The sequence below is a fragment of the Lyngbya sp. CCY1209 genome (assembly GCF_035615495.1).
Classification (GTDB): Bacteria; Cyanobacteriota; Cyanobacteriia; order Cyanobacteriales; family Microcoleaceae; genus Limnospira.
In genome coordinates, this window is the sequence record NZ_JAJENU010000186.1 from 1 (window position 1) to 18,535 (window position 18,535).

Sequence of the window (18,535 nt, forward strand, 5' to 3'; positions counted from 1 at the left end):
GGCCGGCAGCGATCAAATTTGCAGGCCGGCAGCGATCAAATTTGCAGGCCGGCAGCGATCAAATTTGCAGGCCGGCACAGAGGCACTGCCCCTACTACAGCTTTTCGCAATTGAGGTCAACCTGAAATGTGGGTCAACCGTGGGGGCAACCTGATCGGGTGGCTTCGGAGATTTGGGTTCATAGACACTCGGGTGGAGGAGGGCAGGCACGGAGGCACTGCCCCCACAGCTTTTCCGGAAAAATGGATAATCTTTAAACCGTCGCCAACTCGGGGGAGGGGCGCTTGCTGTTGCGAATTCCGGCGATCGCGTCGGCGTAGCTGTCGGCTTTGAACACGGCAGAACCGGCTACGATCGCGTTAGCGCCGGCTTCGAGAACTTGCCAGGTGTTGTCAACCTTCAGGCCGCCATCCACTTCAATCCAGGGGTCCAGAGCGCGATCGTCGCACATCTGGCGCAACTGGCGAATTTTCGGCACCACGTTGGGGATGAACTTCTGCCCGCCAAATCCGGGGTTCACGCTCATGATCAGCACCAGATCGCAGACATCGAGGACGTATTCGATCAAGTCCAGAGGAGTCCCAGGGTTCAATACCACACCCGCCTGTTTGCCGCATTCCTTGATCAGCGTCAGCGTCCGGTGCAGGTGGGGAGAAGCGTTGTGTTCGGCGTGGACGGAGATGATGTCGGCGCCGGCCTTGGCGAAATCTTCGACATATTTTTCCGGTTCCACGATCATCAAGTGGACGTCGAGGGGCTTTTGAGTGACCGGGCGGATGGCATCCACGATCAGCGGACCGATGGTGATATTGGGAACGAAGCGGCCGTCCATCACATCGACGTGAATCCAATCGGCGCCGGCTTCATCTACGGCGCGAATTTCTTCTCCGAGGCGGCTGAAATCTGCTGATAATATAGAAGGGGCAATGACAACTGATTTTTGGGTAGTGGTCATAGTTGAGTGTGTTCTCCAACATCTGATCTGTGTATCCAGTGTATCAGAATTTGCCCAGGCCAACGGACGACGGACGGCGAGTTCGGGAGCGGTTATCGGAGGACGAAACCCGGAAAATCCGATCGCCCGCCCCATCGGACGGGGCGATCGCGGGTCGTCCGGCCAGCCCACTATCGGAGGCGCGGCGGTTGTTTCCGTGCAATCGGAAAGGTCCGACCGCGAATAATAAGATATGAAGTCCAACGATCTTCACGGCGATCCGGATCGGCGATCGCTCAGACAGTTTGTGTATTTAATCCCGGTGCTGGGTTTTTTTCCAGCTCTGTGGGCGCTCTACCGCCAGGACGGCAGCGATCGCGATCGGGCGACCTGTCGCCTCGCGGTGACGTTGGCGTTGGGTTGGTTGTTCGGAAATTTGCTCCTGCAAAGTGGCGCGAACATTACGGAAACTTCGACCCTTCCGGTGTTGATAACGAGTAGCGTTTTGACGACCAGCTATTTTATCGTCAACTTCGGATTGATGGTCCGCCTCTGGAAAAATCAACCCCTGTGGTTGCCCGGAGTGAGTCGCATCGCCGAAGGAGTCCTCGGCCGTCACCTATCTTAGGTGCGAGGATTCAAGACTCGATGTTGATCGTTTATGATTTTTCAGAGCGATTCGCTTAAATTTCTCTGTTTGTGTGTGAGGAAGTCTGTGTCAGCCCATAACGTCAACAACCAAAAGCCGGTCAAACCTCAAAACTCCAAACCCGTCCTGAAAAAACTGGCTCAATCGAGTCCGGGACGGTGGCTGGGGCTGGGGATCGGCTTGACCGGAGTGGCGATGATTTCGGCAACGGCGGGGGCGTTGCTGGCGGTTTCCCTTTCTTCGACCCCCCTGATGCAGCAAAAGTTGACACCGGAAGAGGCTGCGGTCTTTTCCAAAAACGAAATGGCCAGGGTGAACATGAGACTGCCCGAGTTGACCCGGCCCGTCAACATCTTGGTTTTGGGCATCAAAGTGCTCACCTCCGACTTGGAAGAAGAACCGGAGGAAGACCTCGGCTACCACGCGGTGGTGGATTCCTTCAAGGGTCTTTCTGACACCATGCTGCTGCTGCGTTTTGACCCCGACACCAATAAATTGAAAGTCCTGTCCATCCCCAGAGACACCCGCACCTTCGTGGAAGGCGAGGGCATGGCTAAGATCAACGATGCCAACTACAGGGGCGGGCCGGCCCTGAGTGCCAAGACGGTGAGCGAACTGATGGGGGGCGTGGGTATCGATCGCTACGTCCGCGTCAACGTCCTCGGGGTCGAAAAGCTCATCGATGCCCTGGGCGGCGTGACGGTTTACGTCCCCAAAGACATGAAATACCAGGACGACAGCCAGCACCTCTACATCAACCTCAAAGAGGGGGAACAGCACCTCGACGGCGACCAGGTGCTTCAATTTCTGCGGTTCCGCTACGACAATCTCGGGGATATCGGCCGGGTGCAGCGGCAGCAGATGCTGATGCGGGCCTTCATGGACCAGGCTTTGGACGTGGGGACTCTCTCCCGCCTGCCGAAACTGGTTTCGATCATCCAATCTCACATCGACACGAATTTGAGTTTGGAAGAGTTGGTGGCCCTGGTCAACTTCGCGGCCGGGATGGAGGCGGGGGACGTGGAAATGCTGATGGTCCCGGGCCAGTTCAGCAACCCGGACGAGTACGACGCCAGCTATTGGCTGCCCGACTACAGCCGCCTGGATGCGATGGTGACGGAACATTTTGACTTCGGGCGCAACCGCTGGAGTTTTGACAATATCGACCCCCGGGATCTCCGCATCGCCATCCAAGACAGCACGGACGCGGCGGAGGCGGTGGACGGTTTGATGTCAACCCTCAACGCGGAGGGATTTTGGAATCTGAAGCTGACCAAACCTTGGAATCAGCCGCTGGAGGTGACCCGAATTGTCGCCCAAGATGGGGATATCGAGAGCGCCGACGCCATCCGCGAAGTCTTGGGATTCGGAGAGGTGGTCGTCGAGAGTACGGGATATTTGCAATCCGATGTCACCATCCAGGTGGGCCAGGATTGGATCGAACAATACGAGGAACAACTGGAAACCGAAACCGAGTTTGATGAGTTGGAAATGGACCGGGAGTCCCCGACGGAGACGCGGGGCGATCGCGATTTCGACGCCCGACGGCCGAAGATCGAGGACCGTTGAGGCGATCTCCCCCTCCGTCACGTTGCGCGGATCGGGAAAGAGAGATTATTCTGAAGTTTAATTGGACATTCCCGACCCGATCCCATGAGACTTTGGCAAACCTGCTGGCAAAATCTGGTTGACTCGACCCGGTACAATCCGCCTCAATTTATTGAAGTGGTGATGTTGATGCTCTCGATGCTCCTGTTGATGGTTTGGAGCGTGACGGGACAGTGGCCCTATTTGGTGCTGTGTCTGAGCTACGTTATCGGATCTTCGACGTCTATGTTGATCCGGGAGGCCATTTTTCCCTCTTCCCACTTCCAACTCACCCAATTGGTGGCCATCCTGTTGTTGGCCCTGGGATTCTACACGTTGATAGATTTGGTACTCCTGTGACCGAAATTTCCCCCAATTTCCGGATCGCGCCGCGGCGGGGGCGATCGAGATCTTCAACGGCGTGCATAATCCGGCACGCCCGCTCCCTATCAATATCATGAGAGCAAACACCCTGGATTCATGCTGCGTCCTTCCCCGCTGGTTGGTTGGGGGGGGATTTTTTTTGGGCAGAGGAAGTCTCTGTCTTCTTATTCCCCACTCCCTATTCCCTATTCCCCATTCCCTACACCCCACAAACAGCGCCTTCGGTGTCGAGTTGGAGCGATCGCACCTCCACACCCACTTCACAGGCCCGCCAAGCCGCCTCCATCGCTTCGGCTACCCGGGGGGCGTTGGTGGGATTTGTGAGGGCGAGAAGGGTCGGTCCAGCCCCGCTAATCGCCAATTCGTAGGCGCCCGCATCCAGGGCTGCTTTCCGCACCGCGTCGAAGCCCAGGATCAGGGATTTGCGGTAGGGTTGGTGGATTTTGTCCTGCATGGCGACTCGCAGCCAGTCCCCCCGTCCGGTTTCCAAACCCCGCAATAACAACCCCAGGTGGGCGGTGTTGAAAATGGCGTCGGCGCGGGTATACTTTTCGGGTAGAACCCGGCGGGCTTCGGCGGTGGAGAGTTCAAAGTCGGGGATGGCGACGACGGGGACGATCGCCTCGTGCCAGGGAATTTCGCAGATCTCCCAATTATCGCCATTTGTCGCCGATAGCTGAGAGCCCCCCAGGAGGGCGGGAACTACGTTGTCTGGGTGCCCCTCCATCGCGATCGCTAATCGGACGATCTCGGCTTCGGAGAGGGGGTTTCCGGCGAAGGCGTTCGCCCCCACCAACCCGCCGACGATGGCGGTGGCGGAACTGCCCAACCCCCGGGCGAGGGGGACGCCCAGTTCGATGTCAATCTGGACGGGTGGGGGGGTTTTGTCCAGGTGTGTGTAGAATTTGGCAAATGCTTGATATACCAAATTGCGATCGTCTGTCACGACGCGATCGCTTTCCGTCCCGTGTACGGTAATTTGAACTGGGGTTTCCGTATCTTCCGGGGCAGAAAATCGCAGGATATTGTACAGGCTGAGGGCGGCGCCGATGCAGTCGAAGCCGGGGCCTAAATTTGCGGTGGTTCCGGGGACGGTAACGGTGACGGTGTGGGACATTTTGGGGAGTAGGGAGTAGGGAGTGGGGAATCAGTTTATCAGATTTTGCGATCGCCCCACCCGGTTTCTCGGCAATTTTTCCGATTCCAGACTTTACCTTTCCTTCTATTCCGGATCGCGATCCTCGCCGATACTGAGATTATGTTTGGATGACTTCAACTGTTTCCACAGTTTTTTGATGCGTCCGTAGGCATCCTCAGAGCTAATTTTGCCGTTGGTTTCCAGCCCGCAAATATAATTGACTTTGTGGGCGAATTCCTGTAAGTTAGAATTGAAGACCATATTTTCGGGGGTGAATTCGCCCCGATAGCGGCTGCGAGGATATAAAAATTCTTCTTTTTCCTTTTCTGTGTCATTATCCATCAGTCATATCCTTTGAATGCTACGATCGCGGTCATTTTTAAACTGTGAAAAATTTCCCTGGAAACCATTTTTCAACTATTTTTTATTTTTAATCAAAAGAGAGAATTCATCCCCGATCACAGGGCGGGATTCGTTCGGTCAACCATAAAGCATTATCACCTCGGACTCAATCCGAGGTTTGGGGTCAGGATATCCCAATGCGATCGCAAATGCAATGGGGACGGGCTAAAATTCGGCATTGACACGGTTTTGCCGGACTCCGCATCCTCTCGAAGAGAGAATCGAAGTTCCGGCCCGACTCGCGTTGAATTTCAACTGTTAATTTTGAAAAGACCCTGCAATAGGAATTAGGGCGATTTCGGCGTGCCGTAGCCCCCGCCGCCGGGGGTTTCGATCGCCAATCGATCTCCGGGCCGCATCTGGGCGATCGCGGTACTTCCCAATTCTTCCACTATACCATCTCGGCGGGTAACAGTGTTGCATCCCACCGCCCCCGGTTCGCCGCCGTCGAGTCCGAAGGGGGGAATAATCCGATGTCCCGACAGGACCGCCGCCGTCATCGGTTCCAAAAAGCGAATCCGGCGAATGATGCCGTTTCCGCCCCGGTGCCGCCCGCGTCCGCCGCTGTGGGGACGAATCCCGAATTCTTCCACGATGACCGGATAGCGCCATTCTAGCACCTCCGGATCGGTGAGTCGAGAATTGGTCATGTGGGTGTGGACCGCATCCGTCCCGTCGAAATCCGCACCGGCGCCGGAACCCCCGCAGATGGTTTCGTAGTATTGATGGCGATCGCTCCCGAAGGTAAAATTATTCATCGTCCCCTGAGATGCGGCCATTACCCCCAGGGCGCCGTACAGTGCATCCACAATCGCCTGGGAGGTTTCCACATTTCCCGCTACCACCGCCGCCGGGGGTTTCGGGTTCAACATACACCCTTCGGGGATGATAATTTCCAGGGGTTTCAGACATCCGGCGTTGAGGGGAATATTATCCTTAACCAAGGTGCGGAAAACGTACAAAACCGCCGCCTGACAGACGGCCTGGGGGGCGTTAAAATTACTGTCCAATTGGGGGGAGGTTCCGGTAAAATCGATTTTAGCACTGCGGGTGTCGCGATCGATAGTAATTTTCACCCGAATTTGTGCCCCGTTATCCATCGGATAGGTAAACGTTCCGTCCCGCAACACATCGATCGCACGCCGCACCGAAGCTTCTGCGTTATCCTGGACGAAACCCATGTAAATTTGTACCGTTTCTAACCCGTACTGGGACACCATCCGCCGCAATTCTCCCGCGCCGCGCTCGTTCGCCGCAATTTGTGCCTGCAAATCGGCGATATTGGTTTGGGGATTCCGGGCAGGATAGGTTCCAGATGTCAGCAATTCCAATACTGCAGTTTCCCGAAATTCGCCGCGATCGACTAATTGGAAATTATCGATCAAAATGCCCTCGTCCGCAACGGTTTTGCTGTCCGGCGGCATGGAACCGGGGGTAATACCGCCGATGTCGGCGTGGTGTCCGCGAGAGGCGACATAAAATAAAATCTGGGTTTCGGCGGTATCGAAAACGGGGGTAATGACAGTAATATCGGGCAGGTGGGTGCCGCCGTCGTAGGGATTGTTTAACATATACACATCCCCCGGTTTGAGAATTTCGCCCTTCGCCCGAATCAGGCTGCGGACGCTTTCTCCCATCGAACCCAAATGGACGGGAATGTGGGGGGCGTTCGCCACGAGTTGTCCGAATTGGTCGAAAATGGCACAGGAAAAGTCGAGGCGTTCTTTGATATTCACCGAAGAGGCTGTATTTTGTAGGGTGATTCCCATTTCTTCGGCGATGAATTGATAGAGGTTTTTAAAGATTTCCAACCGCACCGGATCGGGTTTGTCCGTGGGGATTTGGTTTTGGTGTTGTAAAGAAATAGATGAAATTTTCGATAATATCAGATCGTTGCGTTCGGTTAATTGGGCATCCCAACCTGGTTCGATGATATTGGTTCCGGTATTTTCGACAATCATAGCCGGTCCGGAGATGCGATCGCCCGGTTGCAAATCTTCCCGCCGATAGACGGGGGTTTCCCGCCACTCTCCGGCGGCGTACATCTCGACGGTAGAAATGGTTGCGGGGGGTTCGGAACGGGTTCGGGAGATCGTCGGTGTTTCGGGATTTTCCATGCGGCGGACGACTTCGACGGAAACCGATTCGACGATTAAGGCTTTCTCTGTTTTGACAAAACCGTACCGCGATCGGTGCTCGGTTTCAAATGCCGACTTCATCGCTTCTATTTGGGGGGAAAAGGGGACGGTGAGGGTGGAGTCGGTGCCTTCGTATTTTAAGTTGACGCGGCAGAAGACGATGTCGGCGGGATCTTCGGGGGGTTCGAGTTCGGATCGGGCTTCGGTTTCTAATTGTTGCAAGATGGATGGGAGATCCACAGATTTCGCAGATTTTCGCAGATGATTGGGGGTGGGGGGGGAAAGTAAATCCTCCGTCAGTGGGGCTTCTACGGCTCGTTCCCGGATGTTGCAGATGTCGGCGAGCCCCATCCCGTAGGCGGAGAGAACGCCGGCGTAGGGGTGCAGGAAGACCCGCTGGATGCCTAATGTGTCGGCGATCGCGCAGGCGTGTTGGCCTCCGGCGCCACCGAAGCAGCAGAGGGTGTAGTCGGAGACGTCGTAGCCCCGCTGGAGGGAGATTTTTTTGATGGCGTTGGCCATATTTTCGACGGCGATCGCGATAAATCCGGCGGCTACGTCTTCGGGTTGGCGGGTGTCTCCGGTGGCTTGGCGGATTTGTGCGGCGAGTTGGGTGAATTTCTCGCGGACGATATCGGCGTCGAGGGGTAAATTTCCGTCGGGTCCGAAGACGGTGGGGAAAAATTCGGGGCGGATTTTGCCTAACATTACGTTGGCGTCTGTTACGGCTAGGGGTCCGCCGACGCGGTAGCAGGCTGGACCGGGGTTGGCACCGGCGGATTCGGGTCCGACGCGGTAGCGGGAACCATCAAACACTAAAATTGAACCGCCGCCGGCGGCGACGGTGTGGATGGAGAGGATGGGGGTCCGCATCCGGACTCCGGCGATTTCGGTTTCGAGTTGGCGTTCGTATTCGCCGTTGTAGTGGGCGACGTCGGTGGAGGTGCCCCCCATGTCGAAGCTAATAATTTTATCGAAACCCGCCCGCTTACTGGTTTGGACGGCGCCGACGATGCCTCCCGCCGGTCCGGAGAGGATACTGTCTTTCCCTTGAAAGTTGTGGGCGTCGCTGAGTCCGCCGTTGGATTGCATGAACATGAGTTGGGGTGTGTCTCCCCCCGACTCCCTAATACCGACTCCCGACTCCCCATATAACTGGGAGGCGACGCGATCGATGTAGCGGCGCAAAATGGGGGAGAGGTAGGCATCGACGACGGTGGTATCGCCCCGGCTGACGAGTTTCATCAGGGGGCTGATTTGGTGGGAGGTGGAGATTTGGGTGAAGCCGATTTGGGCGGCGAGCTCGGCGATTTGCTGTTCGTGGCGGGGGTAGCGGTAGCCGTGGATGAGGACGATCGCACAACTGCGAATTCCATCATCATAGGCCTGTTGCAGGGCGGTTTGGAGGGGGGCGATCGCTAGAGGTTGCAGTTCTTTCCCCCTGGCATTATAGCGCTCGTCGGCTTCGATAACCGTTTCGTAGAGCATTTCCGGCAGGACGATTTCCTGGGCGAAGATGTCGGGCCGGTTCTGGTAGCCAATTCTGAGGATATCTCGAAATCCTCGGGTGGTGACAAAAACGGTGCGATCGCCTTTTCGTTCCAGCAGGGCGTTGGTGGCGACGGTGGTGCCCATTTTGACTTCGGCGATGCAGTTTCCAGGGATGGGGTCGTCGGGGCCGATGCCGAGGATTTCCCGAATTCCGGCAATGACAGCATCGGGGTAGCGGCGGGGGTTTTCGGAGAGGAGTTTGTGTGTCACCAGGCTGCCGTCGGGTTTGCGGGCGACGATATCGGTGAAGGTGCCCCCGCGATCGACCCAAAATTGATATTTTCCGGCCGGTTTCCGAGTTGTTGAAATGCTACTCATCTGGCGTTAACCTCCTCTCGCCAAGTTGCGATCGTCGTTCTCGATTGTACTGTACTGGGGGGTGTGCTCGGTGGGGTGTGCTCGGTGGGGAAAGTCAAAAATTCCCTATTCCCCATTCCCTATTCCCCCGATCGCCCCCGTTTTTTTCGGATGTCAAATTCCGTGTTTGACGGTAATTTTGCGCCGTTCTTCCGGGGGGCTGGCGATATATTTGCCGTAGTAGATACTGAATCGGGCGGCTTCGGCGATCGCCGACATTAGACGTTCTTTGAATTGGCTATTATTTTTATTTTGTCGAGTAGCAAACATGGGATCTTCTCCTATTTTTTGTTGGAAAGAATGATTATTTTTGAGAGATTTATCAGACTGTTATAAGATGTCACTACGAGAATAGGTTGGAAATTTTTAACCACAGAGGCACAGAGAAACACAGAGAGCGGATGTTTCTTAACCTAGATGCGGACTTCTATATTGGATATTTTTTGAAATCGGACGGGAAAGGGAGTATCGAAACCGTCCCATCCGTTTCAATTCTAGCGAAAATTCGGGGGAATTTACACCCGTCAGTGATGGTAGCGTTCCTCCAACCAAATCCGAACTTCCTGTTCCGAGTCCAGTTGGGCGGATCGTCCGGAAAGGCGATCGCGCACGTTCCAGAGTAAATTTCCTTGGCGATCGCGACTTTGCCAAATTTCGAGTTGGTTTCCCCCAGCCAGGGATTTAAACAGTCCCCGGGTTATCTGAGTCGCAAAATTGTAGATATCCTTTCCGGTCAGACTCCACCGCTGATCGAAGGCGGATTTGACATCCAGGGATATGGGATTTGAGATGGGGCGATCGGTCAATTTCATCGTGACTTACCCTCCGCGTTTGAACGACAGTCGATTTTCAATGGTTTGATTGTTTTAGCAATTCAAAATTTTGAATCCTTTACCCGCCTTTGGAGACGTGCGATCGACGGGTAGCACACCGCATCGGTGCCTGTGAACCAACTGAAAGCTACGGTTCAATTGTGTCGCAGTTCATCCGAACAGAACAGAGGCAGTTGTGATAAATTGTAGCCATAACAGTTGGGGCGAGAAAAACTGTTATGGTTTTGAGGGCCGCAACTGTATCCGTCCCCCCCATTTCGAGGTCAAATGATGAAGGTCAGACCCGTCGAAAAGTCCCCCGGCGTCAACCTGTACGAACAGGTGGCTAACCGCATCCAATCCCTGATTGAGGAGAGGACCCTGCAACCGGGCGATCGCATTCCGTCGGTCCGCAAAATGCACGACCAGATGAACGTCAGCATCTCCACGGTGTTGGAGGCCTACCGCCTCCTCGAAGATCGGGGACTGATCGCCGCCCGCCCCCAATCCGGCTACTACGTCCGCCAAACCCTGCCCTTTTCCCCCCAGGAACCCACCCCCTCCACCCCGCCGGGGTTAGCCTGCCGGGTCGATACGTCCTTCGCGGTGCGGATCAACACGGCCCTGCGGGAACCGGGCATGATCAAACTCGGCGCCGCCGTCCCGGACCCGGAACTGTTCCCCATCAACGCCCTCAACCGGCTGATGGGGCAGGTGCTCCGCCAAAATCCGGAACTGTGCCACTCTTACAATGCCCTGCCGGGATGCGAACCGTTGCGGCACGAAGTGGCGAGGCGGCTGATGGACGCGGGTTGTTCTGTGACCCCCGACCAAATTCTGGTGGTGAACGGGACTACGGAGGCGATGTATCTGTCCCTGCGGGCGATTACCAAACCGGGGGATACGGTGGCGATCGAATCTCCCTCTTATTACGGCCTGCTGGAAATCCTGGAATCCCTGCACCTGAAGGTGCTCGAACTCCCCACCCACCCCCGGGACGGGATTTCGCTGCCGGATCTGGAAAAGGCCTTCAGCCGGGGCCAGGTGGCGGCTTGTGCGGTGGTGTCGAATTTCAGCAATCCCCTGGGAAGTTGCATGGATGATGCCAGGAAAAAAGAATTGGTGGAGCTTCTGGAACGCTACGATATCCCGTTGGTGGAGGATGACGTTTACGGGGAACTCGGGTTCGGGGAGAGTCGCCCCAAGGCGATCAAGGCCTTCGACAGGCGGGGACTGGTGTTATATTGTGCGTCCTGTAGCAAGACTCTCTCGCCCGGTTTGCGGGTGGGGTGGGCGGTTCCGGGCCGCTACCAAAATCAAGTCGAACAACTGAAGCTATCGACCAATATTGTTACGGCGACGGCGAATCAACTGACGATCGCGGCTTTTCTGGCCAACGGGGGTTACGACCGCCACCTGCGAAATTTGCGCCGATCCTACGCCGAACAGGTGCTGCGGATGACCCAGGCGATCTGCGAATATTTTCCGGAAGAAACGAAGGTGACGCGACCGACGGGGGGTCACGTTTTGTGGGTGGAATTGCCCCTGGATTTGGACGCGATCGCCCTCTACGATGAAGCCTACCGGCACCGGATCAGTATCGCCCCGGGGTCGATGTTTTCGGCTTCGGGAAATTACCGCAATTGTTTCCGTTTGAACTGCGGTTTGGTGTGGTCGCCCCAGGTGGAGGCGGCGATGAAAACCTTGGGGGGGTTGATCGAAAATCAGGTATCGGAACAGACGCGATCGCGCCCGTTATTTTTGGCCTGATACAGGGCGCGATCGGCGGCTAAAATCAGGGTTTCCGGAGAAAATTCTTGCCCCAGTTTCTGGGTGGATACCCCGGCGCTGAGGGTGATCCAGGGGCGGATTTCGGAGCCGACGTGGGGGATTTTTTTGGCGACGATATTGAGTCGAATTTTTTCCGCGATCGCGATCGCATCTTTCAACTCTGTATCCGGCAAGACGATGGCAAATTCCTCCCCCCCGTATCGCGCCGCCAGGTATTCCTGAGCTTCATTCTGGCCCTTCAAAGCATCTTGAATTGCCTCTGCGATCTGTTGCAGGCAAAGGTCTCCGGCCAGATGACCGTAGTTATCGTTGTAAGCTTTAAAAAAGTCTACGTCTCCCAAAATTAGCGAGGTGGGTCGGTTCAGACTGCCCCGCCAATGTTGTTTGAGATAAAGGTAAAATTTCCGGCGATTTGCCAGTTGGGTCAGGTCGTCCAAAAATGCCAGTTGCCGAAGTCTTTTATTTTCTTGTTCTAGATAATAGATCCTCCGGTTTTGCTGGCGAATTTTGCGGTACAATTTTTTGATTTTTATGGAGAAAATTGAGGCGCAATCCTGTAGCTCTTTTTTTAGGTCAAAAATTGCTCCATTTTTTTCTGTATTTTCAGATTTTTTATCGCAGGATAAAATTGACTCATCTTTTTGATTTTTTTTGTCTCCAATTTTTGCCATTTTTTTATCTTCCAATTTTGGCGGGCAATCCCAGGAATTGTTAGGGGGAAAAGCTGCGGCAATTAAGCCATTAAAAAAATCCATAATCTGAGCTTTTTTATCCATAAAATATCTGGAATGAGGTCAAATGAACCCGCCAGCAAGTCAAAAATTCCTCCGAAAACGGGTGATTTGACCGACCTTTTGGCAACTTTTAGTATTCCGGATTTCCGGTGGCATTTCCGTGACGCCATTCCCCGATATCCGTGATAATTGAGAATGTGGCGAGTGATTGTCCGAATTGAATGCCGGTGACAGTTCCGTGGCATCCAAAGCGATCGCGATCGCAACTCCGGAAGAAATCGGCCGGCCGGGGAACCCCGAAACCCCGGACTCACGGCAGCGGTCGATGTATCGATGCGGGCGAGGGATGGGCTGTTATAACATATGTTAGATGTTTAAATTTTGATGAGGGAGCGTCCCATGTCACCCTGGCCGAGCTTAGTCACCGCATCCGCGCTTTTGCTGTACTTGATCGTGACGATCAACGTCGGTAGGGCTAGAATAAAATACAAGGTGGTGCCCCCTCAGATGACGGGCGACCCGAATTTTGAACGAGTTTTGCGGGTGCAGCAAAATACCTTGGAGCAACTCGTCATCTTCCTTCCGGCCCTGTGGCTGTTTTCGGAATTCGTCAGTCCGGTTTGGGGTGCGAGTTTGGGTGCGGTGTGGATCGTCGGTCGGGTTCTGTACGCCTGGGGCTACTATCAAGCCGCCGAAAAGCGGATGGTGGGGTTCGGCATCGGCACCTTGACCCTATTTGCCCTCCTCGGGGGCGGATTAATCGGAATTCTCATACCCTTGGTTCAACCTTTGATTTAAACCGCTCCGCGGCGATTCCCGGCCGTCACCGGGGCGATCGCACCCCCGATCCCCCCCAGGCGCTCCCGAAGCGATCGCCCCCACGATTGGACTTTTCAGATTGCTATCGTATTTGCAAATCCTCTCCGAACCCGCCAACGATGACTCGACGAGACTTACAATTTTGGGGGGTTGAAACCGGAGCCGTCGCATCGCCTCCGGAGCCTCCTGCCCAGGTCCTCGGTTCGCCGACGCCGGCCGCTCTCGAATCGTTACAGTGGGCTCTCATCGGGAGCCACACCGGCAACCAACTGTCGGCCCTCATCATTGACTTTACCCACGAAGAAATCCTCGCCGCCTACAACCAGCTTGAATTTCAACAGCAGCAACACCTCCGGAAAATCTGGGTTACAAAACTCGAGTCAGGGTCCCAATTACAACGGTAGCGTGCATCAATGTCAGACCCCCGAAATCATCCTCCACCATTCCGGCACCTCCTCGAATCCGATGCCCGACTCCCCGAATCCGAAAATGGGGACGCCATATCGGATCGAGAGGGGGAAGAATCGCCATTGCCTCCTGACTCAGCCCCGGTCCGTTACCTGGGTGGGGTCGCCGGTTTGGCTGCGGTCGTGGCGATGGTCATGTTTGGAAATGGCTCGGGAGCGATCGCCATTTTCAAAACCGTCCTCGCCCTTTTCTGCACCGCTCTCTCCTTCCGCTATCCCCGCCAAGGACTGTGGGGTTTGCTCATTTACCTGCCCTTCGCCGGGACGATCATCTACTGGATCGGGGACGACCGCCCCATTTTCCACCTGGCGAAGGATTTTTTATTTTACATCCCGGCCCTGCTCGGTTTGTTCCTGGGGCTGATTCACCAAAACCGGCCCCTCATCATCCCGAAAACCCTCAAATTTCCCCTCGCCTTACTCGTTGCGATCGCCTTCCTGACGCTGATTTTCGTCAACGGGGCGCAACAGTTGAGCTCCACCCCCGGCGGAGAGCCCCTGTTGATGGGAATTTTCGGCTTGAAAATCCTGCTCGGATATATCCCCCTGATCACCTGCGGCTACTACCTGATCCGCAATACTAAAGATTTTTACTTTTTCACCCGCCTACAAGTCATCCTGGCGATCGTTTGCTGCATTTTGGGGATCGTCCAATTCTGGCTGGTCGTCAGCGGGGTTTGCCCCGACAACACCGGTTTGGAAGACCACCTCCTGCTCAAAGCTAACTTGCAGCGAAAATGCCTGGTCGGGGGGGCCCTGGGCTACTTCCCCCCGGAAAATTTTATCCGCCTCCCCGGCACGTTCGTCGCCCCCTGGCAGTGGGCCTGGTTCCTGATCGCGAGCAGCTTTTTCAGTTTCGCCACGGCCCTGGGGGACCCCCGCATCTGGTGGCGGATGTCGGGGATCTTTTCCCTGGCTTTAATTGTCCTCAACGCGGTGCTTTGCGGCCAGCGCACCGCTTTCTTGGGGGTGCTTTTGGCGATCGGGTTGCTGGTGGTGGCGACGAGCCACATTTCTCGGTGGAAGCGGGTGGCGATTGTCGTGGTGGCGATGGGGGTCTTTTTGGGTGCGAGCCTCGCCGTCTTTCCCAACTTCGCCGAAGACCGGGTTGAGAGTTTGATCGGCCGCTGGCAGGCTTCTCCCCCCATCGAATTTGTCAAGGAACAGGCCAAGTGGAGCATCAAAAGCCACCGGGGTCTGTTGGGAAATGGACTCGGACGGGCGACCAATGCGGCCCGGGCTCTGGGGGAGACGCGGCTGATCGAAACTTATTATTCTAAATTGCTTTACGAGGTCGGACCTATCGGTGTCCTGGCTTTTTTGATGGTCGTCACCACCCTGGCGGTGGAGGGGTTCAATTCTTACCATCAAATCGACGATCGCCACCTGTGGAGTTACGGTGTCGTCTTCTGGGTTTTTATCGTCCTGATCGGTTACAACCCCTACTGGTATCCCCTCGACACCGACCCGGTGGCGGTTTATTATTGGTTCGTAGCCGGGGTATTGTTCAAAATGCCCGAAATTCAGCGATCGCGATCCGAACCGCTCCCTTCTGAGTCGGGAATAGGGAATAGGGAATAGGGAATAGGGAATAGGGAATAGGGAATTGGAACGGTCTGATCAAAAGGAAGATCCGGGTTGTTTCAAAAATTCTCGCTCCTCGGGGGTGTGCGATCGCCCCAATATTTCGTTGCGGTGGGGGAAGCGTCCGAACCGTTTAATCACTTCAAAATGGCGCCGCGCATAATCGATGCTCGAAGCACTCTCCGGGTTCCCACTCAGTTGGCGAAATAACCCCAGAGCCCGATACTGATCTTTGAGGTTTTCGCTGTGTTCTAAGGGCAAATAAAAGAACCACCGTTGGACGGGAATCATGGAGCGATCAAATCCCCGGGCGATCGCATACTTCGCTGTTTCCAGGGCGCGATCGTCCGTCGCGAAGGCCTTCGGCGTCCCCCGAAACAAATTCCTCGGAAACTGATCCAAAAGTAAAATTAACGCCAGACAACTGTCCGGCTGTTCCCGCCAATGGTTCAACTCGCCCCGGGCGGCGCGATCGTAATCCGGCAAAAATTGGCTCCTCATTTCGGCATCAAATTTCGGCTTTTTCTGAAACCAAACCTTTCGGGGTTTGCTATAATTCTGATCAGTTGGTTCGCCAAACCAAAAATTTAAAATTCGTTCAAATTCGGACATGATAAGGTTGCGATCGCGAATCATATCATAATTTTATATTCTCTCAGTAGATGAGTAGTGGCGTGACACAACGCCAACCCAAGTTGAGGTAGAAACCGGGTTTCTAAAAGGCGATCGCATCAGGAAGGAAAAACTGGGGTAGAAACCCGGTTTCTTGGCGATATCGGTCGGAGGTAGATTTTCTCCTATCCGAACAGCCGCTGTTGGCCGTCGATCGCCGCGTGGCCCGGGTAAATTTGCCGCTGGCCTTTGGGGATTTTGATCCAGCCGAATTCCTGGAGGCGGTTCGTCAAATTGGAAATGCTCACCCCCAACTCGTCCCGGATTTTGTACAGGTGCGACCACTTGGTTAGATCCCGGCCGGTCCGTTTCTCTTCCAAAATATAGCGCGGCATCAGCAGGCAACTGGCGAAGTATTGGGCCTGCCATTCGATGGAGGCAATTTTGGAAAAGCCGGCGGTGGCCCGACAGACGAAGGGCTCCTCCGCCGCGGGCGCCGCATCGTCGGTTCCCAGGTCCAGTTCCAACTGGCGAGAAATCCCGTCAACCTCGTCGTGGTTGATGTGGAGAATCCAGTGGCCGATTTCGTGGGCGGTGGTGGATTCGATGAACCCCTGCGGCTTTTCCAGGATCTCCTCGTTGATCTCGATCAGCCGCTGATCGGGCAAAATCCGGGCGGCGATCGCACCCTCCGAGTCCGGGGGGATGTGATCCCACACCACCCCCAGATCTAAAAAATCGGCCACCAGACTCGCCTCGAAGGGCCACTGCGGGGCAAAGTTGGGGGTGGCCTGCATCCGCTGGAGAATCTGATTCGCCCGCCGTTCGATGGATTCGCGGGGGTAGAAGCGGTAAGGCTTCAGGATGCTCACTGATCTCCTCCCTTGGCTGCGTCGAACACCTGTTTGGCAAAGTTGGGGTTTTCCTGGAGTCGCCGGAACAGGGCCGTCAACTCCCGGTTGTTCTGCTTGAGGAATTGTTCGTAATGCTGGGGGATGCGGCCGGCGAGGAAGATCAACTCTTCTTCGTCGATGCCCAAATTTCGCGCCAAACCCCGGATGACGTCCTCTTTGGGGGGATAGTCGGCGCGATCGTTCTCCAGCTTGGAGAGGTAGGTGAAGTCCACCTCCAGCAGCGCGGCCAGTTGTCGCTGCGAGTAGCCCCGATCTTTGCGGGCCTGACGGATCAGTTTCCCAAATGTTTGTGTTTCATCCACGGCATTGTCCTCCTGTTGCCCATCATAGGCCGGTTTGAAGAAAATTTCAACCCAAACCTTGACGATAGAATCAACAGCCGCTAGAATGGGGTTAGTTGAATAAAAGTTCAACTTAGCGGACTCCACAGATGGCGGTTCGACCCGCGATCGGCGCACTTCGCACGCTAAATGTGTAGTGTCCCTCTCCCGGGCGCGATCTTGGAAGGTACAGGAGGACAGACCCCCATGCTCAGAACTTGGACCGATACCCATTACAAGCTCGACGATAGCGACTGGCTGTATATTGCCGCCCACGAAGAACAAGGTTCGGTTTCGCTGGTGTGTCCCGGTTGTGCGCGGGATGGGGAAGGTTTCAGCATTCATTTTACGGCGGCTCACACGGAGATGCTGGAGAGTTTGATCGCGACTTTAAAGGGTTTGAAAACCCGACAGAAAGCGCTATCGACCTATCCGGAACCCGAAAGGCGAGTCCCTGCCATTCGCTAATTTTTTAAACTCTTGGAAAGGAACCAAAACAGACCATGACTAAAGCAGCAGAAAAACCTACGTTTACCGTTTTTGGAGCGAAGCAAAAGGAAGAAATTCTCGTTCCCGAAATGCCCATCGCCGTCCGCAATAATTGCCAGTCCGGGAAGTGGGCGATCGGAGATGAGGAATACGGCTCCAAATGCTCCATGACTATCATCAAGTTTAGCAAATTTTTCGGCAATTTGGGGCAAACCCAAAACACCTTGTGGGGGCAAATTTGGTTCGTCGCCGAGTCCGGGGAACTGCCCCAGGGAGTGGTGATGGTGACGTACATCAAAAGTCGAACCCTGAGCGATTTTAACCGCTTGGTCGCCTCGGTTCAAGCCCGGGGAGTCGAACCGGCGACGGGGATTTTCGTCCCCGAATTTGTCCGCCACTCGGGTCAGAAACCGGACGAAACCGGGGTTCTCAAACCGATCAATTATTATAGCTTGAAATGGTCTTGGGTGGAACGGACGGATTGGACGATGTTGGAACAGGCGGCGGCGATTTTGGCGGATTCATCCAATTTGTCCCGAATGATCGATTTGGAGGGCACCCGACAAATGATCTGTTTGGATAATCTGTCACCCCACGAAGTCGCTTGTTTGATGGCGGCTCATTCTAAGGAAAACGGCGAGAATGACTTGTTGTTGAATGGAGGAGATGACATGATCTTGCCGCCGTCGGCTAATGAAAATGTTCCGGTGGAAGCGTCTTAATCGATCCCCCCCAGCCCCCCTTTATAAGGGGGGAGCCATTCGATCCCCCCCAACCCCCCTTTATAAGGGGGGAGCCATTCGATCCCCCCCAGCCCCCCTTTATAAGGGGGGAGCAAGAGGAGTCAAAGTCC

General features: G+C 55.1%; 19 protein-coding genes. 9 read left to right on the forward strand and 10 right to left on the reverse strand.

What is annotated here, in order from left to right:
• Positions 1-253 precede the first annotated feature (253 nt).
• Positions 254-955, reverse strand: coding sequence for a ribulose-phosphate 3-epimerase (gene rpe, locus LKE08_RS02940; protein ID WP_324702698.1), 702 nt, complete (start codon positions 953-955; stop codon positions 254-256).
• 232 nt (positions 956-1,187) lie between these two features.
• Here rpe and LKE08_RS02945 point away from each other — a divergent pair, with 232 nt between their 5' ends.
• The 3 genes from LKE08_RS02945 (at position 1,188) to LKE08_RS02955 (ending at position 3,530) form a co-directional block, all read left to right on the forward strand.
• Positions 1,188-1,562: a hypothetical protein gene (locus LKE08_RS02945; protein ID WP_324702699.1), complete on the forward strand. Its 375-nt coding sequence runs from the start codon at positions 1,188-1,190 to the stop codon at positions 1,560-1,562.
• Positions 1,563-1,649: 87 nt separating this feature from the next.
• Complete coding sequence (locus LKE08_RS02950) at positions 1,650-3,152, forward strand: LCP family protein (protein WP_324702700.1); 1,503 nt, start codon at positions 1,650-1,652, stop codon at positions 3,150-3,152.
• 84 nt (positions 3,153-3,236) lie between these two features.
• A complete protein-coding gene (locus LKE08_RS02955; protein WP_324702701.1) occupies positions 3,237-3,530 on the forward strand; it encodes a hypothetical protein in 294 nt (97 codons plus the stop codon).
• A 223-nt stretch (positions 3,531-3,753) separates the two neighbouring features.
• On the opposite strand, the gene thrB is transcribed toward LKE08_RS02955, so the two are convergent.
• From thrB to LKE08_RS02980, 5 genes are all read right to left on the reverse strand, one after another.
• Positions 3,754-4,671 carry a homoserine kinase gene (gene thrB / locus LKE08_RS02960; RefSeq protein ID WP_324702702.1) on the reverse strand — a complete coding sequence of 306 codons (918 nt, stop codon included), beginning with the start codon at positions 4,669-4,671 and terminating at the stop codon, positions 3,754-3,756.
• 105 nt (positions 4,672-4,776) lie between these two features.
• Positions 4,777-5,034 (reverse strand): hypothetical protein, encoded by a 258-nt coding sequence (locus tag LKE08_RS02965; protein WP_324702703.1) that lies wholly within the window; start codon positions 5,032-5,034, stop codon positions 4,777-4,779.
• 347 nt (positions 5,035-5,381) lie between these two features.
• Positions 5,382-9,101 (reverse strand): hydantoinase B/oxoprolinase family protein, encoded by a 3,720-nt coding sequence (locus LKE08_RS02970; protein ID WP_324702704.1) that lies wholly within the window; start codon positions 9,099-9,101, stop codon positions 5,382-5,384.
• A gap of 153 nt (positions 9,102-9,254) precedes the next feature.
• On the reverse strand, positions 9,255-9,410 hold the full coding sequence (locus LKE08_RS02975) for a hypothetical protein (RefSeq protein ID WP_324702705.1): 156 nt from the start codon (positions 9,408-9,410) through the stop codon (positions 9,255-9,257).
• Positions 9,411-9,664: 254 nt separating this feature from the next.
• A complete protein-coding gene (locus LKE08_RS02980) occupies positions 9,665-9,952 on the reverse strand; it encodes a hypothetical protein (protein WP_324702706.1) in 288 nt (95 codons plus the stop codon).
• 288 nt (positions 9,953-10,240) lie between these two features.
• On the opposite strand from LKE08_RS02980, the gene LKE08_RS02985 reads away from it, so the two are divergent.
• Entirely contained in the window at positions 10,241-11,722 is a 1,482-nt protein-coding gene (locus LKE08_RS02985) for a PLP-dependent aminotransferase family protein (protein ID WP_324702707.1), read from the forward strand.
• Here the strand turns inward: LKE08_RS02985 and LKE08_RS02990 are convergent.
• Complete coding sequence (locus LKE08_RS02990; protein ID WP_324702708.1) at positions 11,677-12,414, reverse strand: diguanylate cyclase domain-containing protein; 738 nt, start codon at positions 12,412-12,414, stop codon at positions 11,677-11,679. The genes LKE08_RS02985 and LKE08_RS02990 overlap by 46 nt on opposite strands.
• A 462-nt stretch (positions 12,415-12,876) precedes the next feature.
• Here LKE08_RS02990 and LKE08_RS02995 point away from each other — a divergent pair, with 462 nt between their 5' ends.
• The 3 genes from LKE08_RS02995 to LKE08_RS03005 all read left to right on the forward strand — a co-directional run bounded on the left by LKE08_RS02995 (position 12,877) and on the right by LKE08_RS03005 (position 15,344).
• Positions 12,877-13,275: an MAPEG family protein gene (locus LKE08_RS02995; RefSeq protein ID WP_324702709.1), complete on the forward strand. Its 399-nt coding sequence runs from the start codon at positions 12,877-12,879 to the stop codon at positions 13,273-13,275.
• A 140-nt stretch (positions 13,276-13,415) separates the two neighbouring features.
• A complete protein-coding gene (locus LKE08_RS03000; RefSeq protein WP_324702710.1) occupies positions 13,416-13,700 on the forward strand; it encodes a hypothetical protein in 285 nt (94 codons plus the stop codon).
• 126 nt (positions 13,701-13,826) lie between these two features.
• Positions 13,827-15,344: a hypothetical protein gene (locus tag LKE08_RS03005; protein WP_324702711.1), complete on the forward strand. Its 1,518-nt coding sequence runs from the start codon at positions 13,827-13,829 to the stop codon at positions 15,342-15,344.
• 39 nt (positions 15,345-15,383) lie between these two features.
• Here LKE08_RS03005 and LKE08_RS03010 read toward each other — a convergent pair whose 3' ends face one another.
• The 3 genes from LKE08_RS03010 to LKE08_RS03020 all read right to left on the reverse strand — a co-directional run bounded on the left by LKE08_RS03010 (position 15,384) and on the right by LKE08_RS03020 (position 17,175).
• Complete coding sequence (locus tag LKE08_RS03010) at positions 15,384-15,983, reverse strand: DUF924 family protein (protein ID WP_324702712.1); 600 nt, start codon at positions 15,981-15,983, stop codon at positions 15,384-15,386.
• A gap of 161 nt (positions 15,984-16,144) precedes the next feature.
• A complete protein-coding gene (locus LKE08_RS03015; protein WP_324702713.1) occupies positions 16,145-16,831 on the reverse strand; it encodes an ImmA/IrrE family metallo-endopeptidase in 687 nt (228 codons plus the stop codon).
• Positions 16,828-17,175 carry a helix-turn-helix transcriptional regulator gene (locus LKE08_RS03020; protein WP_324702714.1) on the reverse strand — a complete coding sequence of 116 codons (348 nt, stop codon included), beginning with the start codon at positions 17,173-17,175 and terminating at the stop codon, positions 16,828-16,830. The genes LKE08_RS03015 and LKE08_RS03020 overlap by 4 nt, the downstream gene beginning before the upstream one ends.
• A 225-nt stretch (positions 17,176-17,400) precedes the next feature.
• Here LKE08_RS03020 and LKE08_RS03025 point away from each other — a divergent pair, with 225 nt between their 5' ends.
• Positions 17,401-17,661 (forward strand): hypothetical protein, encoded by a 261-nt coding sequence (locus LKE08_RS03025; protein WP_324702715.1) that lies wholly within the window; start codon positions 17,401-17,403, stop codon positions 17,659-17,661.
• Positions 17,662-17,696: 35 nt separating this feature from the next.
• Positions 17,697-18,404 (forward strand): hypothetical protein, encoded by a 708-nt coding sequence (locus tag LKE08_RS03030; RefSeq protein ID WP_324702716.1) that lies wholly within the window; start codon positions 17,697-17,699, stop codon positions 18,402-18,404.
• Positions 18,405-18,535: the final 131 nt, after the last annotated feature.

What these genes read in the sequence shown, in the direction of transcription:
- rpe (WP_324702698.1), bottom strand. Translation starts at nt 955, where the DNA reads ATGACCACTACCCAAAAATCAGTTGTCATTGCCCCTTCTATATTATCA.
- LKE08_RS02945 (WP_324702699.1), top strand. Translation starts at nt 1,188, where the DNA reads ATGAAGTCCAACGATCTTCACGGCGATCCGGATCGGCGATCGCTCAGA.
- LKE08_RS02955 (WP_324702701.1), top strand. Translation starts at nt 3,237, where the DNA reads ATGAGACTTTGGCAAACCTGCTGGCAAAATCTGGTTGACTCGACCCGG.
- thrB (WP_324702702.1), bottom strand. Translation starts at nt 4,671, where the DNA reads ATGTCCCACACCGTCACCGTTACCGTCCCCGGAACCACCGCAAATTTA.
- LKE08_RS02965 (WP_324702703.1), bottom strand. Translation starts at nt 5,034, where the DNA reads ATGGATAATGACACAGAAAAGGAAAAAGAAGAATTTTTATATCCTCGC.
- LKE08_RS02970 (WP_324702704.1), bottom strand. Translation starts at nt 9,101, where the DNA reads ATGAGTAGCATTTCAACAACTCGGAAACCGGCCGGAAAATATCAATTT.
- LKE08_RS02975 (WP_324702705.1), bottom strand. Translation starts at nt 9,410, where the DNA reads ATGTTTGCTACTCGACAAAATAAAAATAATAGCCAATTCAAAGAACGT.
- LKE08_RS02980 (WP_324702706.1), bottom strand. Translation starts at nt 9,952, where the DNA reads ATGAAATTGACCGATCGCCCCATCTCAAATCCCATATCCCTGGATGTC.
- LKE08_RS02985 (WP_324702707.1), top strand. Translation starts at nt 10,241, where the DNA reads ATGATGAAGGTCAGACCCGTCGAAAAGTCCCCCGGCGTCAACCTGTAC.
- LKE08_RS02990 (WP_324702708.1), bottom strand. Translation starts at nt 12,414, where the DNA reads ATGGCAAAAATTGGAGACAAAAAAAATCAAAAAGATGAGTCAATTTTA.
- LKE08_RS02995 (WP_324702709.1), top strand. Translation starts at nt 12,877, where the DNA reads ATGTCACCCTGGCCGAGCTTAGTCACCGCATCCGCGCTTTTGCTGTAC.
- LKE08_RS03000 (WP_324702710.1), top strand. Translation starts at nt 13,416, where the DNA reads ATGACTCGACGAGACTTACAATTTTGGGGGGTTGAAACCGGAGCCGTC.
- LKE08_RS03010 (WP_324702712.1), bottom strand. Translation starts at nt 15,983, where the DNA reads ATGATTCGCGATCGCAACCTTATCATGTCCGAATTTGAACGAATTTTA.
- LKE08_RS03025 (WP_324702715.1), top strand. Translation starts at nt 17,401, where the DNA reads ATGCTCAGAACTTGGACCGATACCCATTACAAGCTCGACGATAGCGAC.
- LKE08_RS03030 (WP_324702716.1), top strand. Translation starts at nt 17,697, where the DNA reads ATGACTAAAGCAGCAGAAAAACCTACGTTTACCGTTTTTGGAGCGAAG.